Origin of the sequence: Mesorhizobium sp. AD1-1, assembly GCF_020164655.1 — a bacterium.
GTDB lineage: Bacteria > Pseudomonadota > Alphaproteobacteria > Rhizobiales > Rhizobiaceae > Mesorhizobium > Mesorhizobium ciceri.
In genome coordinates this window covers 575,729-591,975 of the sequence record NZ_JAIUGP010000001.1, presented here as the reverse complement: position 1 = coordinate 591,975, position 16,247 = coordinate 575,729, and the positions used below count along the sequence as shown (strand labels likewise).

Genomic DNA, 16,247 nt, shown 5'->3' with positions numbered 1-16,247 from the left:
CATGCATCCAGCTTTCTCCGTCGTCTTCTTCACCACCTCCACCGGTGCCGGCTATGGACTGCTGGCGCTGCTCGGCATGCTCGGGGGCTTCCAGATCATCCCACCCGATTTCTGGCTGGGCTTCATCGGCATGGGCCTGGCGCTCGGCCTGATCGTGGCCGGGTTGTTGTCCTCGACCGGCCACCTCGGCAGACCCGAACGCGCCTGGCGGGCGTTCTCACAATGGCGCAGTTCATGGCTGTCACGCGAAGGTGTTGCCTCGGTCATCACCTTCATTCCGGCGGGACTGTTCGGCATCGGTTGGATATTCTTCGGCAAGACCGATGGCTGGGTCGGCATCGCCGGATCTCTGGCCACCATCGGCGCAATCATCACCGTCTGCACCACCGGCATGATCTATGCGTCGCTGAAGCCGATCGCCCAATGGCATAGCCGCTTCACCCTGCCCGGCTATCTCATCTTCTCGGCAATGACCGGCAGCGTGCTGCTGAACGCGCTGCTGCAGGGCTTTGCGCTTGGTTCGAAGGTGCAGCTGGCGGCTTGCCTGCTGCTGACCTTGACCGGCTGGGGCTGGAAGCTGGCGACCTGGCGCTACAATGACCGGCTGGAGATCCCGACCACCGCCAACACCGCGACCGGGCTGGCGGGAGGTACGGTGCGGTCGCTGGAATGGCCGCATACCGAAGAGAATTACCTGCTCAAGGAAATGGGTTTCCGCATCGCGCGCAAGCATGGCGCGCGGCTGCGCCAGATCACGCAGCTTCTGGCCTTCGCGTTGCCCTTGGGGCTGCTCGCCATTGTGTTCGCCCTGCCCTGGCCGCTGGCAGCGTTGCTGTCGGTACTCGCTGCTGCAATCCAGTTCGCCGGCATGCTGGTCGAGCGCTGGCTGTTTTTTGCAGAGGCGAAGCACACGGTTACGCTTTATTACGGCAGGTAGGGCTGTTTAGCCCGGCCGCAGCATCGAGCCGGAAATGGCAAAGATGCGTTGGGCGCCCAGCATATAGGCCATCAGCGTGTCCAGCCGGAACAGCCCGGCATAGGCGCGGTCGAGAACGTTGAGCGAACCGGTATAGGCGCCGAAGGCCGGCATGATCATGCGGCCGCCGTCGCCGGCAAAGCAGCGGCGCCGCACCGAGCGGCCCTGCTGGACGATGCGGGCGCAGGGATGCAGATGGCCCGCTATTTCGCCTTCGACACGCTGCTTCGACGGCTCATGCCGGAACAGCAGCGAGCCGATGGCAAGTTCACGCACCGTCTCGCCAGGCAGGTCGGCTGGCGCTTCCGGGTCATGATTGCCGGCGACCCAGAACCATTGCCGGCCTGATATCAACGCCTCCAGCCGCTCGCGGAAGCTTGCATGCATGCGCTGGGCGCCACCGCCATCGTGAAAGCTGTCGCCCAGGCTGATGACGATAGACGGCTGGTAGTCAGCGATGACGGCCTGCAATCGCAGCAAGGTCGCGCCGGTGTCGTAGGGCGGGATCAGCGTGCCGCGGCGTGCCAGCGACGAACCCTTTTCCAGATGCAGGTCGGACACGGCCAGAAGCCGCAGATCCGGAAAATAAAGCACGCCGCGCGGGTCGCAGACGGCGCGTTCGCCTGATATGCCGACAAGGTCGGCCTCCGCGATCAGCGATGTGCGCGCCAGCGAAAAATTCATTCCTCGACCATCTCCGGCCCCATGGCCTCTGCGACCAGCGTCGCCGCATCCATCAGCAATGTCTCATCGGCTTCGCCGTTCACCGGCATCTTGCCGATCTCGAGCATGATCGGCACGGCGAGCGGCGATATCTGTTCGAGAGCCTTATGCACGATTCGACCCTGGATGCGCGAGAGCATGTCGGCAAGTCTGCTGACATCGAGCAGGCCGGTCGCCGCATCGGCGCGCGTGGCCTGCAGCAGGATGTGGTCCGGTTCATGGCTGCGCAGCACATCATAGATCAGGTCGGTCGAGACCGTGACCTGGCGGCCGCTCTTCTCCTGGCCAGGGTGGCGTTTCTCGATCAATCCGGAAATCAGCGCGCAGTTGCGGAAGGTGCGCTTGAGAAGCCAGCTGTCGGCCAGCCAGGCTTCGAGGTCGTCGCCCAGCATGTCCTGGTCGAAAAGTGCGCTCAGCGAAGGCTTCCTGGCTTTGAACATCGCGCCCATGTCGCCCAGTGACCATATCGCTAAGGCATAGTCGGTGGCGACGAAGCCGAGCGGCCTGGCTCCTGCCCTGTCGAGGCGGCGGGTGAGCAGCATGCCGAGCGTCTGGTGCGCCAGCCTGCCCTCGAACGGGTAAGCCACCAGATAATGGCGATTGCCGCGTGGAAAGGTCTCGATCAGCAGGTCGTCGCGCTTGGGCAGCACCGATTTGTCGGCCTGGAAGCGCAGCCAGTCGGCGACCTGCTCGGGCAGCTTTTTCCATCGCTGCGGGTCATCGAGCATGATGCGGACCTGTTCGGCGAGATAGGTCGAAAGCGGAAACTTGCCGCCTCCATAATAGGGCACCTTGGCATCGCTGCCCGGCGCGTTCGACACGAAGCATTCATTCTCGCGGATGCCCTCGAAGCGCAGCACCTTGCCGGCGAACATGAACGTGTCGCCATGCGTCAACGTTTCGAGGAAGGCCTCCTCGATCTTGCCGAGGACCCGGCCGCCACGCGAAGCCGCGCCTTTGCTGCCGGCCTGCACATATCGAACATTCAGCGCCGGCACCTCGATGATGGTGCCGACATTCAGCCTGTATTGCTGGGCGACGCGCGGATTGGACACCCGCCACAACCCGTCCTTGTTCAAACGGATGCGGGCGTAGCGTTCGTAATTCTTGAGCGCATAGCCGCCGGTGGCAACGAAATCGATGACGCGGTCGAATGTCGGCCGGTCGAGGCTGACATAGGGTGCTGCCGTTCGCACCTCCTCGTACAGGTCATCGGCACGGAACGGCGCGCCGCAGGCGCAGCCGAGCACATGCTGGGCCAGCACATCGAGCCCGCCATTGATCAACGGAGGCGTGTCCTGCGCGCCTAGATAGTTGGCGTCGAGGGCGGCCCGGCATTCCAGCACCTCAAAGCGGTTGGCGGGGATGAGGATCGCCTTGGACGGCTCGTCCATGCGGTGATTGGCACGGCCGATGCGCTGTGCCAGCCGGCTCGCCCCCTTTGGCGCGCCGACATGCACGACCAGATCGACATCGCCCCAGTCGATGCCGAGATCGAGCGTCGAGGTGGCGACGATGGCGCGCAGCGCGTTTTCGCCCATCGCCTTCTCGACCCGCCGGCGCTGGGCGACGTCGAGCGAGCCGTGATGCAGCGCGATCGGCAGGGTGTCCTCGTTGACCCGCCACAATTCCTGGAAAAGCAGCTCCGCCTGGCTGCGGGTGTTGACGAACAGCAGGGTCGTCTTGTGGCGTTTGATCTCGCGATAGATTTCCGGCGTGGCGTAGCGCGCCGAATGTCCCGCCCATGGCACGCGCTCTTCGGAGTCGAGGATGGAAATCTCCGGTTTCGCACCCCCGGTGACGACGATCAGTTCGGCCATGTCATGGCCTGTCGAACCCTTGGGTGGCTTCTGGCTGACCAGCCAGCGCCGCAACTCGTCCGGTTCGGCCACCGTGGCCGACAGGCCGATCGTCTGCAGGCCAGGGACATAGCCGCGCAACCGTGCCAGGCCGAGCGCCAGCAGATGCCCGCGTTTCGATGTCACCAGCGAATGCAGTTCGTCGAGCACGACGTAGCGCAGATCTTCGAAGAAGCGTCTGGCATCGCCGGCCGAAATCAGCAGCGCCAGTTGCTCAGGCGTGGTCAGCAGGATATCGGGCGGCACCAGCTTCTGGCGCTGGCGCTTGTGCGCCGGCGTGTCGCCGGTGCGCGTCTCGATGGTGACGGGCAGCCCGATCTCTTCCACCGGCTTGCCGAGATTGCGCTCGATATCGACGGCAAGCGCCTTCAGCGGCGAGATGTAGAGCGTGTGGATACCGCGACGCGCCTGGCCCGGCTTTCTCTTTGGCCGGTTGGCCAGTTCGGTCAGCGAAGGCAGGAAGCCGGCCAGCGTCTTGCCGGCACCTGTCGGCGCGATCAGCAGGACCGACTGACCGGCCTGGGCCTTCGCCAGAAGTTCGATCTGATGGGCGCGCGGCGACCAGCCTTTCTCGCCAAACCATCTGAGGAATGGTTCGGGCAGGGCCACGGCGGCATTCTGTTCGGCAAGGCGCGGCTCAACTGTCACCCGCCAGAGGTAGCGCGACGGCGCGCGAACGCCAAGGAAAATCGGAACAAAAGGTGATCGAGGTGAGCTTCCTCGCCCCAGTACGGGGAGAGGATGCCGGCAGGCAGGTGGGGGGCGGCGCGAACCTCTCAATGCTGGCGCTGTCCCTCATCCGCCCTTCGGGCACCTTCTCCCCGTGAACGGGGCGAAGGAAGAAAGGCTACGGCCTCCTGAACCCTCTCGGGCCACCATAGAGATAACCGATGCGATCAACCGCATCCTTCAGGCCTTCGCGCGACACCAGCATGGTGTGGCCGTTGGCGTGGATCATCGTGTCGGCATCGGTCATCACGGCGACATGGCCCTTCCAGAACACCAGATCGCCGCGTCGCAAACCGGAGAAATCAGGTCCCGGTTCCAGCGGCTCGCCAAGGGCCGCAGCCTGCATGTCGGAATCGCGCAGCACGTCTCTGCCGGCCATGCGCATCGCCAGTTGCACCAGCCCCGAACAGTCGATGCCGAAACCGGAAGTGCCACCCCAGAGATAGGGTGTTCCTAGAAACGCCTCGGCAACCGCGACATAGTCGGAGGCAGCTTCACTGAGCGGCCGCAGGTGACCTGCGATCAGCGCCTCGCCGGACGGCAGGACCGCATAGTGCGTACCGCGCGTCTCGGCCGCCTCCGTCACTGTCACCGTCGATCCCATCGACAATTGTCCGGCGATCGGAAAGCGCAGATCCGGCGCGGGATAGAGGAAGGTGCGCGGCACGCAGACGATGTGCGTCGGCGTATGGTCCCGTTTGCCCAGCATCGTGTCGGCGACATAGCCGACATAGCCGTCGCGTTCGGCCTGGACCCAGGCCCAGCCTTCAGCGACATCGAAGACCAGGACATCGTCGCCGAACAGGGCTTGCGTGTTGACGCCGGCATCCGCCCGCGGCGCCTTGCGCATATCGGCCACTGACGCGATGACCCGCGCCGGCCGGCCGGCGACGAAGCGGTCAGCGGCGACCTCACCCTTCAGCCGTGCATCGGCAAGGTCGGAGCGAAAAGCGTGAAGGCGGGCATCCCTGGCAGTCAAATCGAGCACTCTGTTGAAAAGGTCGCTCACATCGGCAGTTCGAGCGCCTTGGCGATGATACCATCGCCGAAGCGCTCGACAAAGAGCGCGCCCTCGACCGTGCGCCTGATCAGAACATTGCGCTTGTCGAGCTCGTCGCGATGGCGCGAGACGAGTTTCAAAGCGCCCATCGTGTCAAGGGCGCGGGTGATCACCGGCTTGGTGACATTGAGCCGGGCGGCGAGCCCGCGCACGGTGTGCGGCGGCGGATCGAGATAGATGGTGAACAGGATTGCCGTCTGGCGCATGGTCAGATCGGGCGCGTCGTCGCGCACCTGCGACAGCATCACCTGCTGCCACAGTCGCAAGGCCTGGCTCGGGCGCATCGCAATCGACATCGCGCCAGCATGACGGCAAATTGTTTCGGTTCCGTTTCAGTCAAAGCGATTGCCGTCTTTCGCCTGCGACTGTCAGCCATAGCGTTTCGCGATGATCCGCTCCAGCGCGCGGATGCCCTGTGCCTCGCCGCCGGCGGGGCCATGCGGACGATCAGCCGGATTCCAAGCGAAGATGTCGAAATGCGCCCAGCCCGCGGTTTTTTCGACAAAGCGCTTCAGGAACAACGCCGCTGTGATCGAGCCGGCGAAACCGTCCGTGGTGACATTGTTGATGTCGGCGATCTTCGACGACAGTTTTGCATCGTAGGGCCGCCACAGCGGCATGCGCCACAGCGGATCCTCCGTCGCGACGGAAGCCTCCGCCAGATCGGATGCCAGCGTTTCGTCGCCGGTGTAGAACGGTGGCAGATCGGGGCCGAGCGCGACACGGGCAGCCCCGGTCAGCGTCGCCATGTCGACCAGAAGCTGCGGCTCCTCCTCGTCGGCCAGCGCCAGCGCGTCGGCCAGCACCAGCCGTCCCTCGGCATCCGTGTTGCCGATCTCGACAGTGATGCCCTTGCGGCTCACCAGCACGTCGCCAGGCCGGAAGGCGTTGCCGGCAATCGAATTTTCCACCGCGGGAATGAGCACGCGCAGCCGCACATTCAGCCCGGCAGCCATGATCATCGAGGCGAGGCCAAGGACATTGGCGGCACCGCCCATGTCCTTCTTCATCAGCAGCATGCCGGACGATGGCTTGATGTCGAGGCCGCCCGTGTCGAAGCAGACGCCCTTGCCGACCAGCGTCACCTTCGGCGCGTCTTGCTGCCCCCATCGCATGTCGATCAAGCGCGGTGCGCTGGTCGACGCACGGCCGACCGCATGGATCATCGGGAAGTTCCGGTCGAGGAGATCGTCACCCTTGATCACCGAGACTTCGGCCTTGTGCCTTGCGGCCAGGGTCCGCACCGCCTGCTCCAAATCTTCCGGACCCATATCGCTGGTCGGCGTGTTGACCAGATCGCGTGTCAGGAAGACGCCATCGACAATGCGGCGAACGCGCCCGGCATCGATGTCGGCCGCCAGGCCGAAGCGCAGCGCCCTGCCTGGCTTCTTGCCGTAGCGGGTGAAGACATAACCGCCGAGCAGCAGCGCGATCGCCGCGAGTTCGGCCTCGGCCGGCGCCAAGGCGAAATGCCAGTCGCCTTCCGGCAAGGCTTTCGACAATGCGCCGAGGGCAAGCGCGCCTTCGCCATCGCCGATACCGAACAAGGCGCCGCCGAGCGCCCCGTTTTCGCCGGGCACGACCAGTGTCCTGCCTGCCTCGCCGGAAAAGCCGTTGGCCCTGGCCCAGGCGATGGCGGCCGGCGCAAGACCGGCCGCGTCCAGACCGTCCCTGGCGACCAGATGGACCGGCAACGCGCCCGGCAATGTCTTCCCGACGAGTTCGACAGGCATGCGATGTTCTCCGTGTGAGTCGCCGTTCTTAACCGTCCGTTAGGGTTAACAGAATATTTCTGCGAGAGGGAAGACGGCCACGCAATGGCCGCGCATGAATGGAGGCTTAGGGTGCCATGCCGACCAACCGCAGGATCAATATCAGGGGAAAACGGCTCATCACCATGGCTCTTGTGCTGGCGCTGACGGCGGGCGTCGCCGGTTGCGGAACCGACAAGCTCTCCACCGGCTCTATCGCACGCACCAGCGGCAAACCGCTTGAAAGCATGTCGGCCGGCGAACTGCACAATGCCACCGGTGCACTTGGCCAATCCTACGCGAAGAACCCCAACGACAAGCGGATAGCGACGAACTATGCGGCGGCGCTACAGATGGATGGCGACGCCGACCAGTCGCTGGCCGTGATGCGCAAACTCGCCATCGCTTTGCCCAAGGATCGTGACGTGCTTGCCTCCTATGGCAAGGCGCTGGCCGCCAATGGCCAGTTCGAGGCGGCGCTCGACGCCGTGCGTCGCGCTCAGACACCGGAATATCCCGACTGGAGGCTGGTGTCGGCGGAAGCGGCCATTCTCGACCAGACCGGCCAGAAGGACGATGCGCGCCAGCTTTACCGCAAGGCGCTCGACCTCAAGCCGAACGAGCCTTCCGTGCTCTCCAATCTTGGCATGTCGTATGTGCTGGAAGGTGATCTGCGCACCGCCGAAACCTATATGCGCTCGGCCGCGCAACAGCCGAATGCGGACAGCCGGGTCCGCCAGAACCTGGCGCTGGTCGTCGGCCTGCAAGGCCGGTTCGACGAGGCCGAGAAGATCGCCTCGCAGGAACTGTCGCCCGAACAGGCGCAGGCAAATGTCGCCTATCTCAGGCAGATGCTGGCCCAACAGAACGCCTGGAGCCAGCTCAAGGACCAGGATAAGCCGAAATCCGCAACCAACTGAGACCACAATTCCGATGCCCCAACGAAGAGGCCGCGCTGCATGCAGCGCGGCCTCTTCGTTTGAAGTGTACTGCAGGAATTTGCCTTGCCGCTACTGGGCGTTTGTTGCCGGCGCCGCATGATCGCCGAAGATACCGCGTTGGCTGACCTGAATGCCGGCGGGACCCAGGATGATGGCGAAAAGCACCGGCAGGAAAAACAGGATCATCGGCACGGTGAGTTTTGGCGGCAGGGCGGCCGCCTTCTTCTCGGCCGCATTCATGCGCATGTCGCGGCTTTCGGCGGCAAGCACGCGCAGTGCATGCGCCACCGGCGTGCCGTAACGCTCGGCCTGGACGAGCGCCTGCGACACCGACTTGACCGAATCCAGGCCGGTGCGGCTTGCCAGGTTCTCGTAGGCCTGCTTGCGCTCCGGCAGATAGGAAAGCTCGGCATTGGTGAGGATGAACTCTTCCGCCAGCGCCACCGATTGCGCGCCGATCTCGTCGGCGACCTTGCGCAATGCTGCTTCCACCGACATGCCCGATTCGACGCAGATCAGCATCAGATCGAGCCCATCCGGCCATGCCATCTGGATCGACTGCTTGCGCTTGGTGGCGCGGTTGTTGACGTAGATGACCGGCGCGTAGAAGCCGCCGTAAGCAACGAGGATGCAGACGAACAGCCTGATGACCAATGGCTTGTCGGGCAGTCCTCCGAGCACGAAGATGTAGATTGCGGCCAGCGCGAAACCGACAAAAGGAAGCACGAGACGAAAGAAAAGAAACCGCGTCAGCGGATTCTGTCCACGAAAACCGGCCACCTTGAGTTTCTGCAAGGTGCCTTCATCGGCGAGCGCGCGTCTCAGATCCAGGCGGTCGACGATGTTGCGCATGCCGATCGACTGTTCCTCACGCAAGCCCTTGCGACGGCGGTCGGCCTCGACCGCAAGCCGGGCGCGCTGTTGCGCACGCAGTTCGTCGCGCTCCAGCGCAACGGATTTCATGCGTGACTTGAGCTGGTTTCCGCCAAACGCCGGCAGCAAGGTGAAGACGGTCGCAAACACCGCTATCGCGACCAGCATCGCGATCAGGAAGCTCGGATCCGTCAGGGTCTTGATGACTTGCTCGGTCATGCCAGCATCCTAGACTTCGAAGTTCATCATCTTGCGCATCACCAGGATGCCGATCGACATCCAGACCGCAGAGCAACCAAGGATCAGGTTTCCGACGCTGGTGTTGAACAGCGGCATCAGGTAGGCCGGGCTCGACAGGTAGACGAGAAAGGCGACGATGAAGGGCAGCGCACCGATGATCGCGGCGGATGCCTTCGCTTCCATCGACAGCGCCGCGACCTTGGCTTTCATCTTCTTGCGATCGCGAAGCACGCGCGAAAGATTGCCCAGCGCCTCGGAGAGATTGCCGCCGGCTTGCGATTGAATCTGGATAACGATGCCGAAGAAGCTTGCCTCGGTGCAAGGCATGGTTTCGGGCATGCGCAAGGTCGCGTCGGGGATAGAGAGGCCCATCTGCTGTGAATCGACGATGCGGCGAAACTCGGTCTTTACGGGTTCGGGCGATTCGTTGGCGATCAGGCGCACGGCATCGTTCAGCGGCAGGCCGGATTTGACCGCGCGCACGATGATGTCGAGCGCGTTTGGAAATTCGTTGAGGAATGCCTTGACCCGGCGGGCGCGGCGAAACGTGACGAACCAGCGCGGCAGGCCCAGCCCCCCGGCCAGCAGCACGCCCGGCAAGGCGATCAGCGGGGCTCCGGCCACGAAAGCGGCCATTGTCAAAACGATGCCGCATATTGCGGAATATATATAGAAACGCTCGATGGTGGTCTTGAGGCCGGCCTGACGAAGCTGGGCTTTCAGCGGCGGCTTCTTGACGCGGCTGTCCTTGGTTTTCTGCTTGGCGTCGAGTTCGTTGAGAGAATCCTGAACCGATTTGCGCCGCTTGGCGGCTTCCGCCACGCGGTCGCGCGAGGCCTTGACGACGGAGCGATCCGTCTCGGCGGTCCTGATTGTTTCGAGCCGCTTGCCGACCTGTTTCTCGTTGCTGATCCGGGTGAACAGAAATGCATAAGCGACGGCGCCGGCGCTGAAGCCGGCGAGCACGACAAACGCCAGTACTGTGCCGTCAATTCCAAACATTGGCCCGAACCCTTACACCCCAGCAGACGTCAGTCAGCGCGTTTCTCCATCGCCTCGAGCGCAATGGCGAGACGCTGCTCCTCGCCGTAATAGCGTGCACGCTCCCAGAAATGCGGACGGCCGATGCCGGTCGATACGTGCTCACCCAACAGCCGGCCGTTGGCGTCCTCACCCTTGATGTTGTAGAGGACGATATCCTGCGTGATGATAACGTCGCCTTCCATCCCGATCACCTCGGTGATGTGGGTGATGCGGCGCGATCCGTCGCGCAGGCGCGCTGCCTGGATGATCACGTCGATGGAACCGACGACGATTTCGCGCACTGTCTTCTGCGGCAGCGAATAACCGCCCATGGCAATCATGGATTCGATGCGGTTCAGGCATTCGCGCGGGCTGTTCGAGTGGATCGTGCCCATCGAGCCGTCATGGCCGGTGTTCATCGCCTGCAGAAGATCGAACACTTCGGGTCCGCGCACTTCGCCGACGATGATGCGCTCGGGCCGCATGCGCAGGCAGTTCTTGACCAGGTCGCGCATCGTCACCTCACCCTCGCCCTCCAGATTGGGCGGGCGGGTTTCGAGGCGCACCACATGCGGCTGCTGCAATTGCAGCTCGGCCGAGTCTTCGCAGGTGATGACGCGCTCCTCGCGGTCGATATAGTTGGTCAGGCAATTGAGCAGCGTGGTCTTGCCCGAACCGGTACCGCCCGAGATCACGATGTTGCAGCGAACACGGCTGATGATCTTGAGAACTTCGGCGCCCTGCGGCGAGATGGCGCCGAACTTGACCAGTTGGTCGAGCGTCAGCTTGTCCTTCTTGAATTTGCGGATGGTGAGCGTGGCGCCATCGATGGAGAGCGGCGGCGCGATGACGTTGACGCGGGAGCCATCGGGGAGGCGCGCGTCGCAGATCGGGCTGGATTCGTCGACGCGGCGGCCAACCTGGCTGACGATGCGCTGGCAGATGTTGAGGAGCTGCTGGTTGTCACGAAAGCGGATGCCGGTCTGTTCGACCTTGCCGTTGACCTCGATGTAGACGTTCCTGGAGCCGTTGACCATGATGTCGGCGATGTCGTCGCGGGCGAGCAGCGGCTCGAGCGGCCCATAGCCGAGCACGTCGTTGCAGATGTCCTCGAGCAGCTCTTCCTGCTCGGCGATCGTCATTGCGAAGTTCTTGATCGCGATGATGTCGTTGACGATATCGCGGATTTCCTCGCGCGCACTTTCAGGATCAAGCTTGGAAAGCTGCGACAGATCTATGGTGTCGATGAGTGCGGAGAAGACCTGGCTCTTGGTATCGTAATAGGTTTCGCTTTTTTCGCGCTGTGCCCGCTTCGGCTCAGGCGCCAATGGCGGTGCCTCGACCGCACGGCGCGCCGGCGGCGCGACAGGCGCGCTTGGCGCCGCGGGCCGTGTCAGAACCGCCGTGTCCACGGAACCTGCAGCCGGTGGCGCAACAGGCGCCGGTGCTGGCTGGCGAAATTCCGGCGTGAACCGGTTGCCGTCGTCGCTGCCTCTTTTACCAAACATGATCGACTACCGATTCCACTGCTGAAGCGTCACTTCTTGTTGCGCGAGAGCTTGCCGAGCAGGCTGCCGAGCCCGGCCTTCTTCCTGATCTTGATTTCGCTGCGCCCGGTCAGCACATGCGCCATTTCGTTGATCATTGCGACGATCGGATTCTTGGCATCCATTTCGCCAAGCATGCGTCCGTTGTTGGCAGCATTGCCGAACAGCAAGGGATCAAAAGCAATGACCGACATTGGCGACAGACCGAGCGGCTCGGCGAAATCGGCCGGCGAAATCTCCGGGCGTTTCGGGACGCCGGCCTGGTTGATGATCAGCTTGGGCGGCGGATCATTGGGACGAAGCCGCTTGAGCATATCGATGAGGTTCTTGGTGTTGCGCAGATTGGCAAGTTCCGGTGTCGCGGTGATGACGATCTCGTCGGCCTTGACCAAGGTGTTCTTGGTCCAGCCCGTCCAGGCATGGGGGACGTCGAGCACCAGAAGCGGCACGCTGCGCTGGGCGGTGTCGATGAGCTGAACGAAGGCCTCTGGATCGAAATCATAGACCCGTTCGAGCGTCGAAGGCGCCGCCAGCAGCGACAGATGCTCGGCGCACTGGGTCAGCAGCCGGTCGAGATAGACTTCATCGATGCGTTCCGGTGAAAACACCGCCTCGGCGATGCCTTGCGCCGGATCCTGGTCGAAATTGATGTTGGCGGTGCCGAAAGCCAGATCGAGATCGGCGACGACCACTTCGGATTTGAACAGGGAGGACATCGCCCAAGCCACATTGTGGGCGATCGTCGAGGAGCCGACACCGCCCTTGGCGCCGACGAAGGCGATCGAGCGGCCGAGCGGCTCGGCTTCCGGATCGATGAAAATCGACGACACCACGCTGACGATGTCGGCCATCGAGACCGGAGCGATCACATATTCGGAAATGCCGTTGCGGATGAGTTCCCGGTAGAGGCCGACATCATTGTAGTGGCCGATCACCACCACCTTCGACGTCGGATCGCAATATTCCGAAAGCTGGGCGAGTTGTTCCAGCAATTGCTTGGGCTCGCTGCGCGATTCCAGCAGGATCAGATTGGGCGTCGGCGCCGATTGGTAGAATTCGATGGCAGTGGGAACACCGCCCATGTGGACCTTGAGATGCGCCTTCGTCATGCGACGGTCCTCGCCGGCGCGCTCGACCGGGTTGGCAACACCCTCGGTCTCGCAGAATGCCTGGATCGAGATGCGCGGGATCGGCCGCAACGCCTGCATCGCGGCGATGTCCTGCTGCGAGGTATCGCTGCCGTCCACCGGGGCGTCGTAGGCAAGGTTGCTCATCGTCATGCTCTCTCCCGTGGCCTGTTCTATCCGAGATTTGCGGCTCAGTACGTCACTTCCGAATTGCCGAGGAACTCTTCCGAAATGCCTCTCTTTTGGTAAACATCGATGGCTTGGCTACGATTTGCCGGATCAATATTGGCAGATTTACGCGGGCCGAGCAGGTCGGCGGGATTGGCCATCTGGGCGGCAAGATTGTTCTGATAGGAGCAGCCGAAGTCGGCATAGTGCTTGTTCTCCGATGTCTCCATAAGATCTTCGGGCCAGCGGCCGCACTTATCGGTCTGGGCTTTCACCGAGATATAAGCAACGCGAATCGGGGCAGAGGCTTCGGCGGAGGCGGACTGATAGGAGGTCACGACAATCCGATTGCGCTTGATGCCGCTGGCAACCGCCAGCCGGGCGAAATCGCGGGCCGCCGTGGTCGCGGCGACCTCGTTGGCCGATCCGCTCGGGACCTGGATCGTCAGCGTCGGGGCGGCACTTCTGTCATAGCCATCCAGGAAGCCAAGAAGCGTATCGCGCTGGGAGCCGGTCATGCCGCGGTCACCGGCGCCGACAGGCAGGTCGATCTTCTGATTCTTCTCGGCGATGACGATCGGATGGTTGGTGCGGTAATCGTCCGGAATGGCGCCGACCGTGATGCTGTCGCGCTGGGCGCAGCCGGCGAGCAGCGCCGCCACCGCAACCGCCAGGACAGGAACGGCTCGCCGGCAGACCCGTGAACGGCCGAGACGGGTCGTTGCGGCGATGGTGCTTGCCTTCAATGCTGACTGAGACATGTCCGCTTCCCCGCTTACTTGTAGATGAAGCCGACAACGCCGTGGTAGCGGCCATTGGGCTTGTCGGTCTGCATGGTGCCGTAGACGCGATTGACGCGGCCAAGGAACATGCCGGCGCCATCGCTGGCGGCGTTGAAATTGTCGTCCGGCTTGGCAAGGTCGTTGCGCGCCACCGGCTTCACCAGATAGGGCGTGATGATGATGACGAGCTCGGTCTCGTTTCGCACGAAATCCCTGCTGCGGAAGAGCGCGCCAAGCACCGGGATCTTTGTCAATCCAGGCAATCCGTTGACGGCTTGCCTGACATCGTCGCGAACCAGGCCGGCGATCATCATGGAGCCACCGGATGGCAATTCCACCGTTGTGTCGGCAAGGCGCTTGCGCAGCGACAGGGCATTCATGCCGGGACTCGTCACGCCTGAGGAGAACGATACGGATCCCTCGGTTGTCGGCTCGGAAACCGACGTCCTGACTTTCAAACTTATGCGGCCGGGAGACAACACAACCGGCTGGAATTCCAGGCCGATGCCGTACTCGATCTTTTCGACGCTGTAGGTCTTCAGGCCGGTCTGGTTGTCTTGCGATACATTTGCCGAGACACCCGTGACCATATTGTATTCACCGCCGACCTTGAAGGTTGCCTTCTCGCCCGACACAGCCGTCAAGGTCGGCTCGGCCAAGGTCTTCATCACCCCGGACTGCTCCATAGCGTTCACATAAGCCTGCAGTCCTGAAGCGCCGATTTGAAAGCCGGAATTCGACAGCTGTTTGCCGAGACCCGTGAAGTTGTCGCTGATTGCGCCGTAACTAATGCCGTTGCTGCCGCCGCTGCCAACCATGTTGACGCCGAGCTGCTTCATCACCGAGCGGCTGACTTCGGCGACCGTGACCTTCAGCGTGACCTGGTCGTCGCCAATGATCTGGATCAGGTTGACGATCTGGCTGGTGCGGCGCTCCTGGTCCGGATTGTTGATGTCGACACCGCTCTGGGCCGAGCCGCCAGCCGCGGTCTGCGAATATTGTCCCGTCGTCGCTTCACCACCCGACACGAACATGTTCGCCAACTGTTCGGCGCGCTTGGCATCCAGGGGGGTATCCACGGTTCCTGTGAGAACGACGTTGTCGTTCAGCAGTTCCACCTTGACAGCCGACGTCGGCAGGAAGCGCCTGATATAATCCTCAAGGCCGGCAACGTCGCGCTCGACGGCCAGGTCCAGACTGACGATCTGCTCGCCATTGGGGCCGAAGACAAAGATGTTCGTCTCGCCGACCGCCTTGCCGAACAGATAGATGCGCCTTGCGGTGCGGGTCACCGCATCGGCAACCGCCGGGTTGGCGACGAGAATGTCATAGGCATCGCTCGGCAGGTCGATGACCACCGACTTGTTGAGGCCGAGCTTGACGCGCTGGGTGGCCGTCGATGCCGTGACCTGCGCGTTCTTTGCCTCGACGACGCTGCCTTGCACATTCGTTCCGACGAGCAGCAGGCCGAATGCCGCGGCTACGATTGCCGGCAGTTTGCCACCTAGCTTCATTTCCTTGCTCCCACTTCGGAAACTTCGCCCGACTTGATCAGCCTCACCGTTCCCCTGCGGCCATTGCCGGAAACGAGATAGTCGGCCTCACCCACATTCTTTTCCTGCGTGTCCGCGACCGCCCGCAGCGCCAGGGTCAGGCGATCCGCCATCTGCTGGGCGACGGTGATAATCTCTGCCTGCTTGGGCGTCAGTTCCAGCGTGGCGGTCTGGCCCACCCTGGTCTTCTTGCCTTCCTCGTCCTCCTGAATGGTCTGGTCAATGGCCAGGACGCGGATGTTCTTGAGGATGGTCTCGGTGTTGAAGCCGGCGGCACCGCTGGCGGCATCGGCCCTGCGGGTCATGATGACGTCGACGAAATCGTTGGGAAGAATGAAGCCGCCGGCCGACGTGTCGGCCGAGATGGCCGTGGCGACCGCCCGCATGCCGGAAGGCAGGATCGACGACATGAAGCTCTGCCCCTCGCCGATCAGCTTGGAGCGCCGCAGCGGCTCTCCGGCATACATCGCCACACGGGCAATGGAACCCTTCAGCTTGTCCAGCGCCTCGGGCTCGGCGGTGCGGGTGATGAAATTCGCGTTGACGCCATCGGCGGGCCAGGATTGCCAAGCGATGTTGTTTTGGATCGGGCTGCCCATCGGAACGTCGCCTGAAAGCACAAGCACATCCTGGAGTGCCACTGCCGGGGCCTGGGGAGCGGAATCGACGACGACCTGGGGTGGCGGTGCCACCATGTTCTTCGCAACATAGCCAGCGCCACCCGCCGCGGCCACCGCCACGCTCAGAATTATCAATCGCGATGCTGGCATCTGTCCGAACCCTTGCCCTGGCAAACCACGTAGCCAAGCCGGACTTTGCAGCGGCAATCGTCAAAACAAGGTTAATGTAATGCTTACGATCGTGATTAATTTAAGGTTTACATAAATTAGCCGGA

General features: G+C 62.9%; 14 protein-coding genes. 2 read left to right on the top strand and 12 right to left on the bottom strand.

The window, feature by feature from the left end; genetic code table 11:
- Position 1: 1 nt before the first annotated feature.
- Complete coding sequence (locus tag LB519_RS02740) at positions 2-937, top strand: dimethyl sulfoxide reductase anchor subunit family protein (protein WP_224618584.1); 936 nt, start codon at positions 2-4, stop codon at positions 935-937.
- 6 nt (positions 938-943) lie between these two features.
- Here the strand turns inward: LB519_RS02740 and pdeM are convergent, their stop codons facing one another.
- From pdeM to LB519_RS02715, 5 genes are all read right to left on the bottom strand, one after another.
- A complete protein-coding gene (gene pdeM, locus LB519_RS02735; protein ID WP_013533672.1) occupies positions 944-1,660 on the bottom strand; it encodes a ligase-associated DNA damage response endonuclease PdeM in 717 nt (238 codons plus the stop codon).
- Positions 1,657-4,206 (bottom strand): ligase-associated DNA damage response DEXH box helicase, encoded by a 2,550-nt coding sequence (locus LB519_RS02730; RefSeq protein ID WP_224618583.1) that lies wholly within the window; start codon positions 4,204-4,206, stop codon positions 1,657-1,659. The genes pdeM and LB519_RS02730 overlap by 4 nt, the downstream gene beginning before the upstream one ends.
- Before the next feature lie 199 nt (positions 4,207-4,405).
- On the bottom strand, positions 4,406-5,266 hold the full coding sequence (locus LB519_RS02725) for a C40 family peptidase (RefSeq protein WP_224618714.1): 861 nt from the start codon (positions 5,264-5,266) through the stop codon (positions 4,406-4,408).
- Positions 5,267-5,292: 26 nt separating this feature from the next.
- A complete protein-coding gene (locus LB519_RS02720) occupies positions 5,293-5,643 on the bottom strand; it encodes a MarR family winged helix-turn-helix transcriptional regulator (protein ID WP_013533675.1) in 351 nt (116 codons plus the stop codon).
- Between the two features lie 72 nt (positions 5,644-5,715).
- The gene (locus LB519_RS02715; protein WP_224618581.1) at positions 5,716-7,080 is read right to left on the bottom strand and encodes a leucyl aminopeptidase family protein; all 1,365 of its coding nucleotides are present in this window, start codon (positions 7,078-7,080) and stop codon (positions 5,716-5,718) included.
- 116 nt (positions 7,081-7,196) lie between these two features.
- Here LB519_RS02715 and LB519_RS02710 point away from each other — a divergent pair, with 116 nt between their 5' ends.
- A complete protein-coding gene (locus tag LB519_RS02710; RefSeq protein ID WP_013533677.1) occupies positions 7,197-8,018 on the top strand; it encodes a tetratricopeptide repeat protein in 822 nt (273 codons plus the stop codon).
- A gap of 90 nt (positions 8,019-8,108) precedes the next feature.
- Here the strand turns inward: LB519_RS02710 and LB519_RS02705 are convergent, their stop codons facing one another.
- From LB519_RS02705 to cpaB, 7 genes are read right to left on the bottom strand one after another with little or no spacing between them, the layout of a single operon-like run.
- Positions 8,109-9,131, bottom strand: coding sequence for a type II secretion system F family protein (locus tag LB519_RS02705; protein WP_013533678.1), 1,023 nt, complete (start codon positions 9,129-9,131; stop codon positions 8,109-8,111).
- Between the two features lie 9 nt (positions 9,132-9,140).
- Positions 9,141-10,154 (bottom strand): type II secretion system F family protein, encoded by a 1,014-nt coding sequence (locus tag LB519_RS02700; RefSeq protein WP_013533679.1) that lies wholly within the window; start codon positions 10,152-10,154, stop codon positions 9,141-9,143.
- Positions 10,155-10,183: 29 nt separating this feature from the next.
- Complete coding sequence (locus LB519_RS02695; RefSeq protein ID WP_013533680.1) at positions 10,184-11,683, bottom strand: CpaF family protein; 1,500 nt, start codon at positions 11,681-11,683, stop codon at positions 10,184-10,186.
- Positions 11,684-11,712: 29 nt separating this feature from the next.
- The gene (locus LB519_RS02690; protein ID WP_013533681.1) at positions 11,713-13,002 is read right to left on the bottom strand and encodes a CpaE family protein; all 1,290 of its coding nucleotides are present in this window, start codon (positions 13,000-13,002) and stop codon (positions 11,713-11,715) included.
- A gap of 38 nt (positions 13,003-13,040) precedes the next feature.
- Complete coding sequence (locus tag LB519_RS02685; RefSeq protein ID WP_013533682.1) at positions 13,041-13,778, bottom strand: CpaD family pilus assembly protein; 738 nt, start codon at positions 13,776-13,778, stop codon at positions 13,041-13,043.
- Positions 13,779-13,792: 14 nt separating this feature from the next.
- A complete protein-coding gene (locus tag LB519_RS02680) occupies positions 13,793-15,313 on the bottom strand; it encodes a type II and III secretion system protein family protein (protein WP_013533683.1) in 1,521 nt (506 codons plus the stop codon).
- Positions 15,310-16,122: a Flp pilus assembly protein CpaB gene (gene cpaB, locus LB519_RS02675; RefSeq protein WP_013533684.1), complete on the bottom strand. Its 813-nt coding sequence runs from the start codon at positions 16,120-16,122 to the stop codon at positions 15,310-15,312. Before cpaB ends, LB519_RS02680 begins: the two co-directional genes overlap by 4 nt.
- Positions 16,123-16,247: the final 125 nt, after the last annotated feature.

What these genes read in the sequence shown, in the direction of transcription:
- LB519_RS02720 (WP_013533675.1), bottom strand. Translation starts at nt 5,643, where the DNA reads ATGTCGATTGCGATGCGCCCGAGCCAGGCCTTGCGACTGTGGCAGCAG.
- LB519_RS02680 (WP_013533683.1), bottom strand. Translation starts at nt 15,313, where the DNA reads ATGAAGCTAGGTGGCAAACTGCCGGCAATCGTAGCCGCGGCATTCGGC.
- LB519_RS02685 (WP_013533682.1), bottom strand. Translation starts at nt 13,778, where the DNA reads ATGTCTCAGTCAGCATTGAAGGCAAGCACCATCGCCGCAACGACCCGT.
- cpaB (WP_013533684.1), bottom strand. Translation starts at nt 16,122, where the DNA reads ATGCCAGCATCGCGATTGATAATTCTGAGCGTGGCGGTGGCCGCGGCG.
- pdeM (WP_013533672.1), bottom strand. Translation starts at nt 1,660, where the DNA reads ATGAATTTTTCGCTGGCGCGCACATCGCTGATCGCGGAGGCCGACCTT.
- LB519_RS02705 (WP_013533678.1), bottom strand. Translation starts at nt 9,131, where the DNA reads ATGACCGAGCAAGTCATCAAGACCCTGACGGATCCGAGCTTCCTGATC.
- LB519_RS02690 (WP_013533681.1), bottom strand. Translation starts at nt 13,002, where the DNA reads ATGACGATGAGCAACCTTGCCTACGACGCCCCGGTGGACGGCAGCGAT.
- LB519_RS02740 (WP_224618584.1), top strand. Translation starts at nt 2, where the DNA reads ATGCATCCAGCTTTCTCCGTCGTCTTCTTCACCACCTCCACCGGTGCC.
- LB519_RS02715 (WP_224618581.1), bottom strand. Translation starts at nt 7,080, where the DNA reads ATGCCTGTCGAACTCGTCGGGAAGACATTGCCGGGCGCGTTGCCGGTC.
- LB519_RS02695 (WP_013533680.1), bottom strand. Translation starts at nt 11,683, where the DNA reads ATGTTTGGTAAAAGAGGCAGCGACGACGGCAACCGGTTCACGCCGGAA.
- LB519_RS02700 (WP_013533679.1), bottom strand. Translation starts at nt 10,154, where the DNA reads ATGTTTGGAATTGACGGCACAGTACTGGCGTTTGTCGTGCTCGCCGGC.
- LB519_RS02710 (WP_013533677.1), top strand. Translation starts at nt 7,197, where the DNA reads ATGCCGACCAACCGCAGGATCAATATCAGGGGAAAACGGCTCATCACC.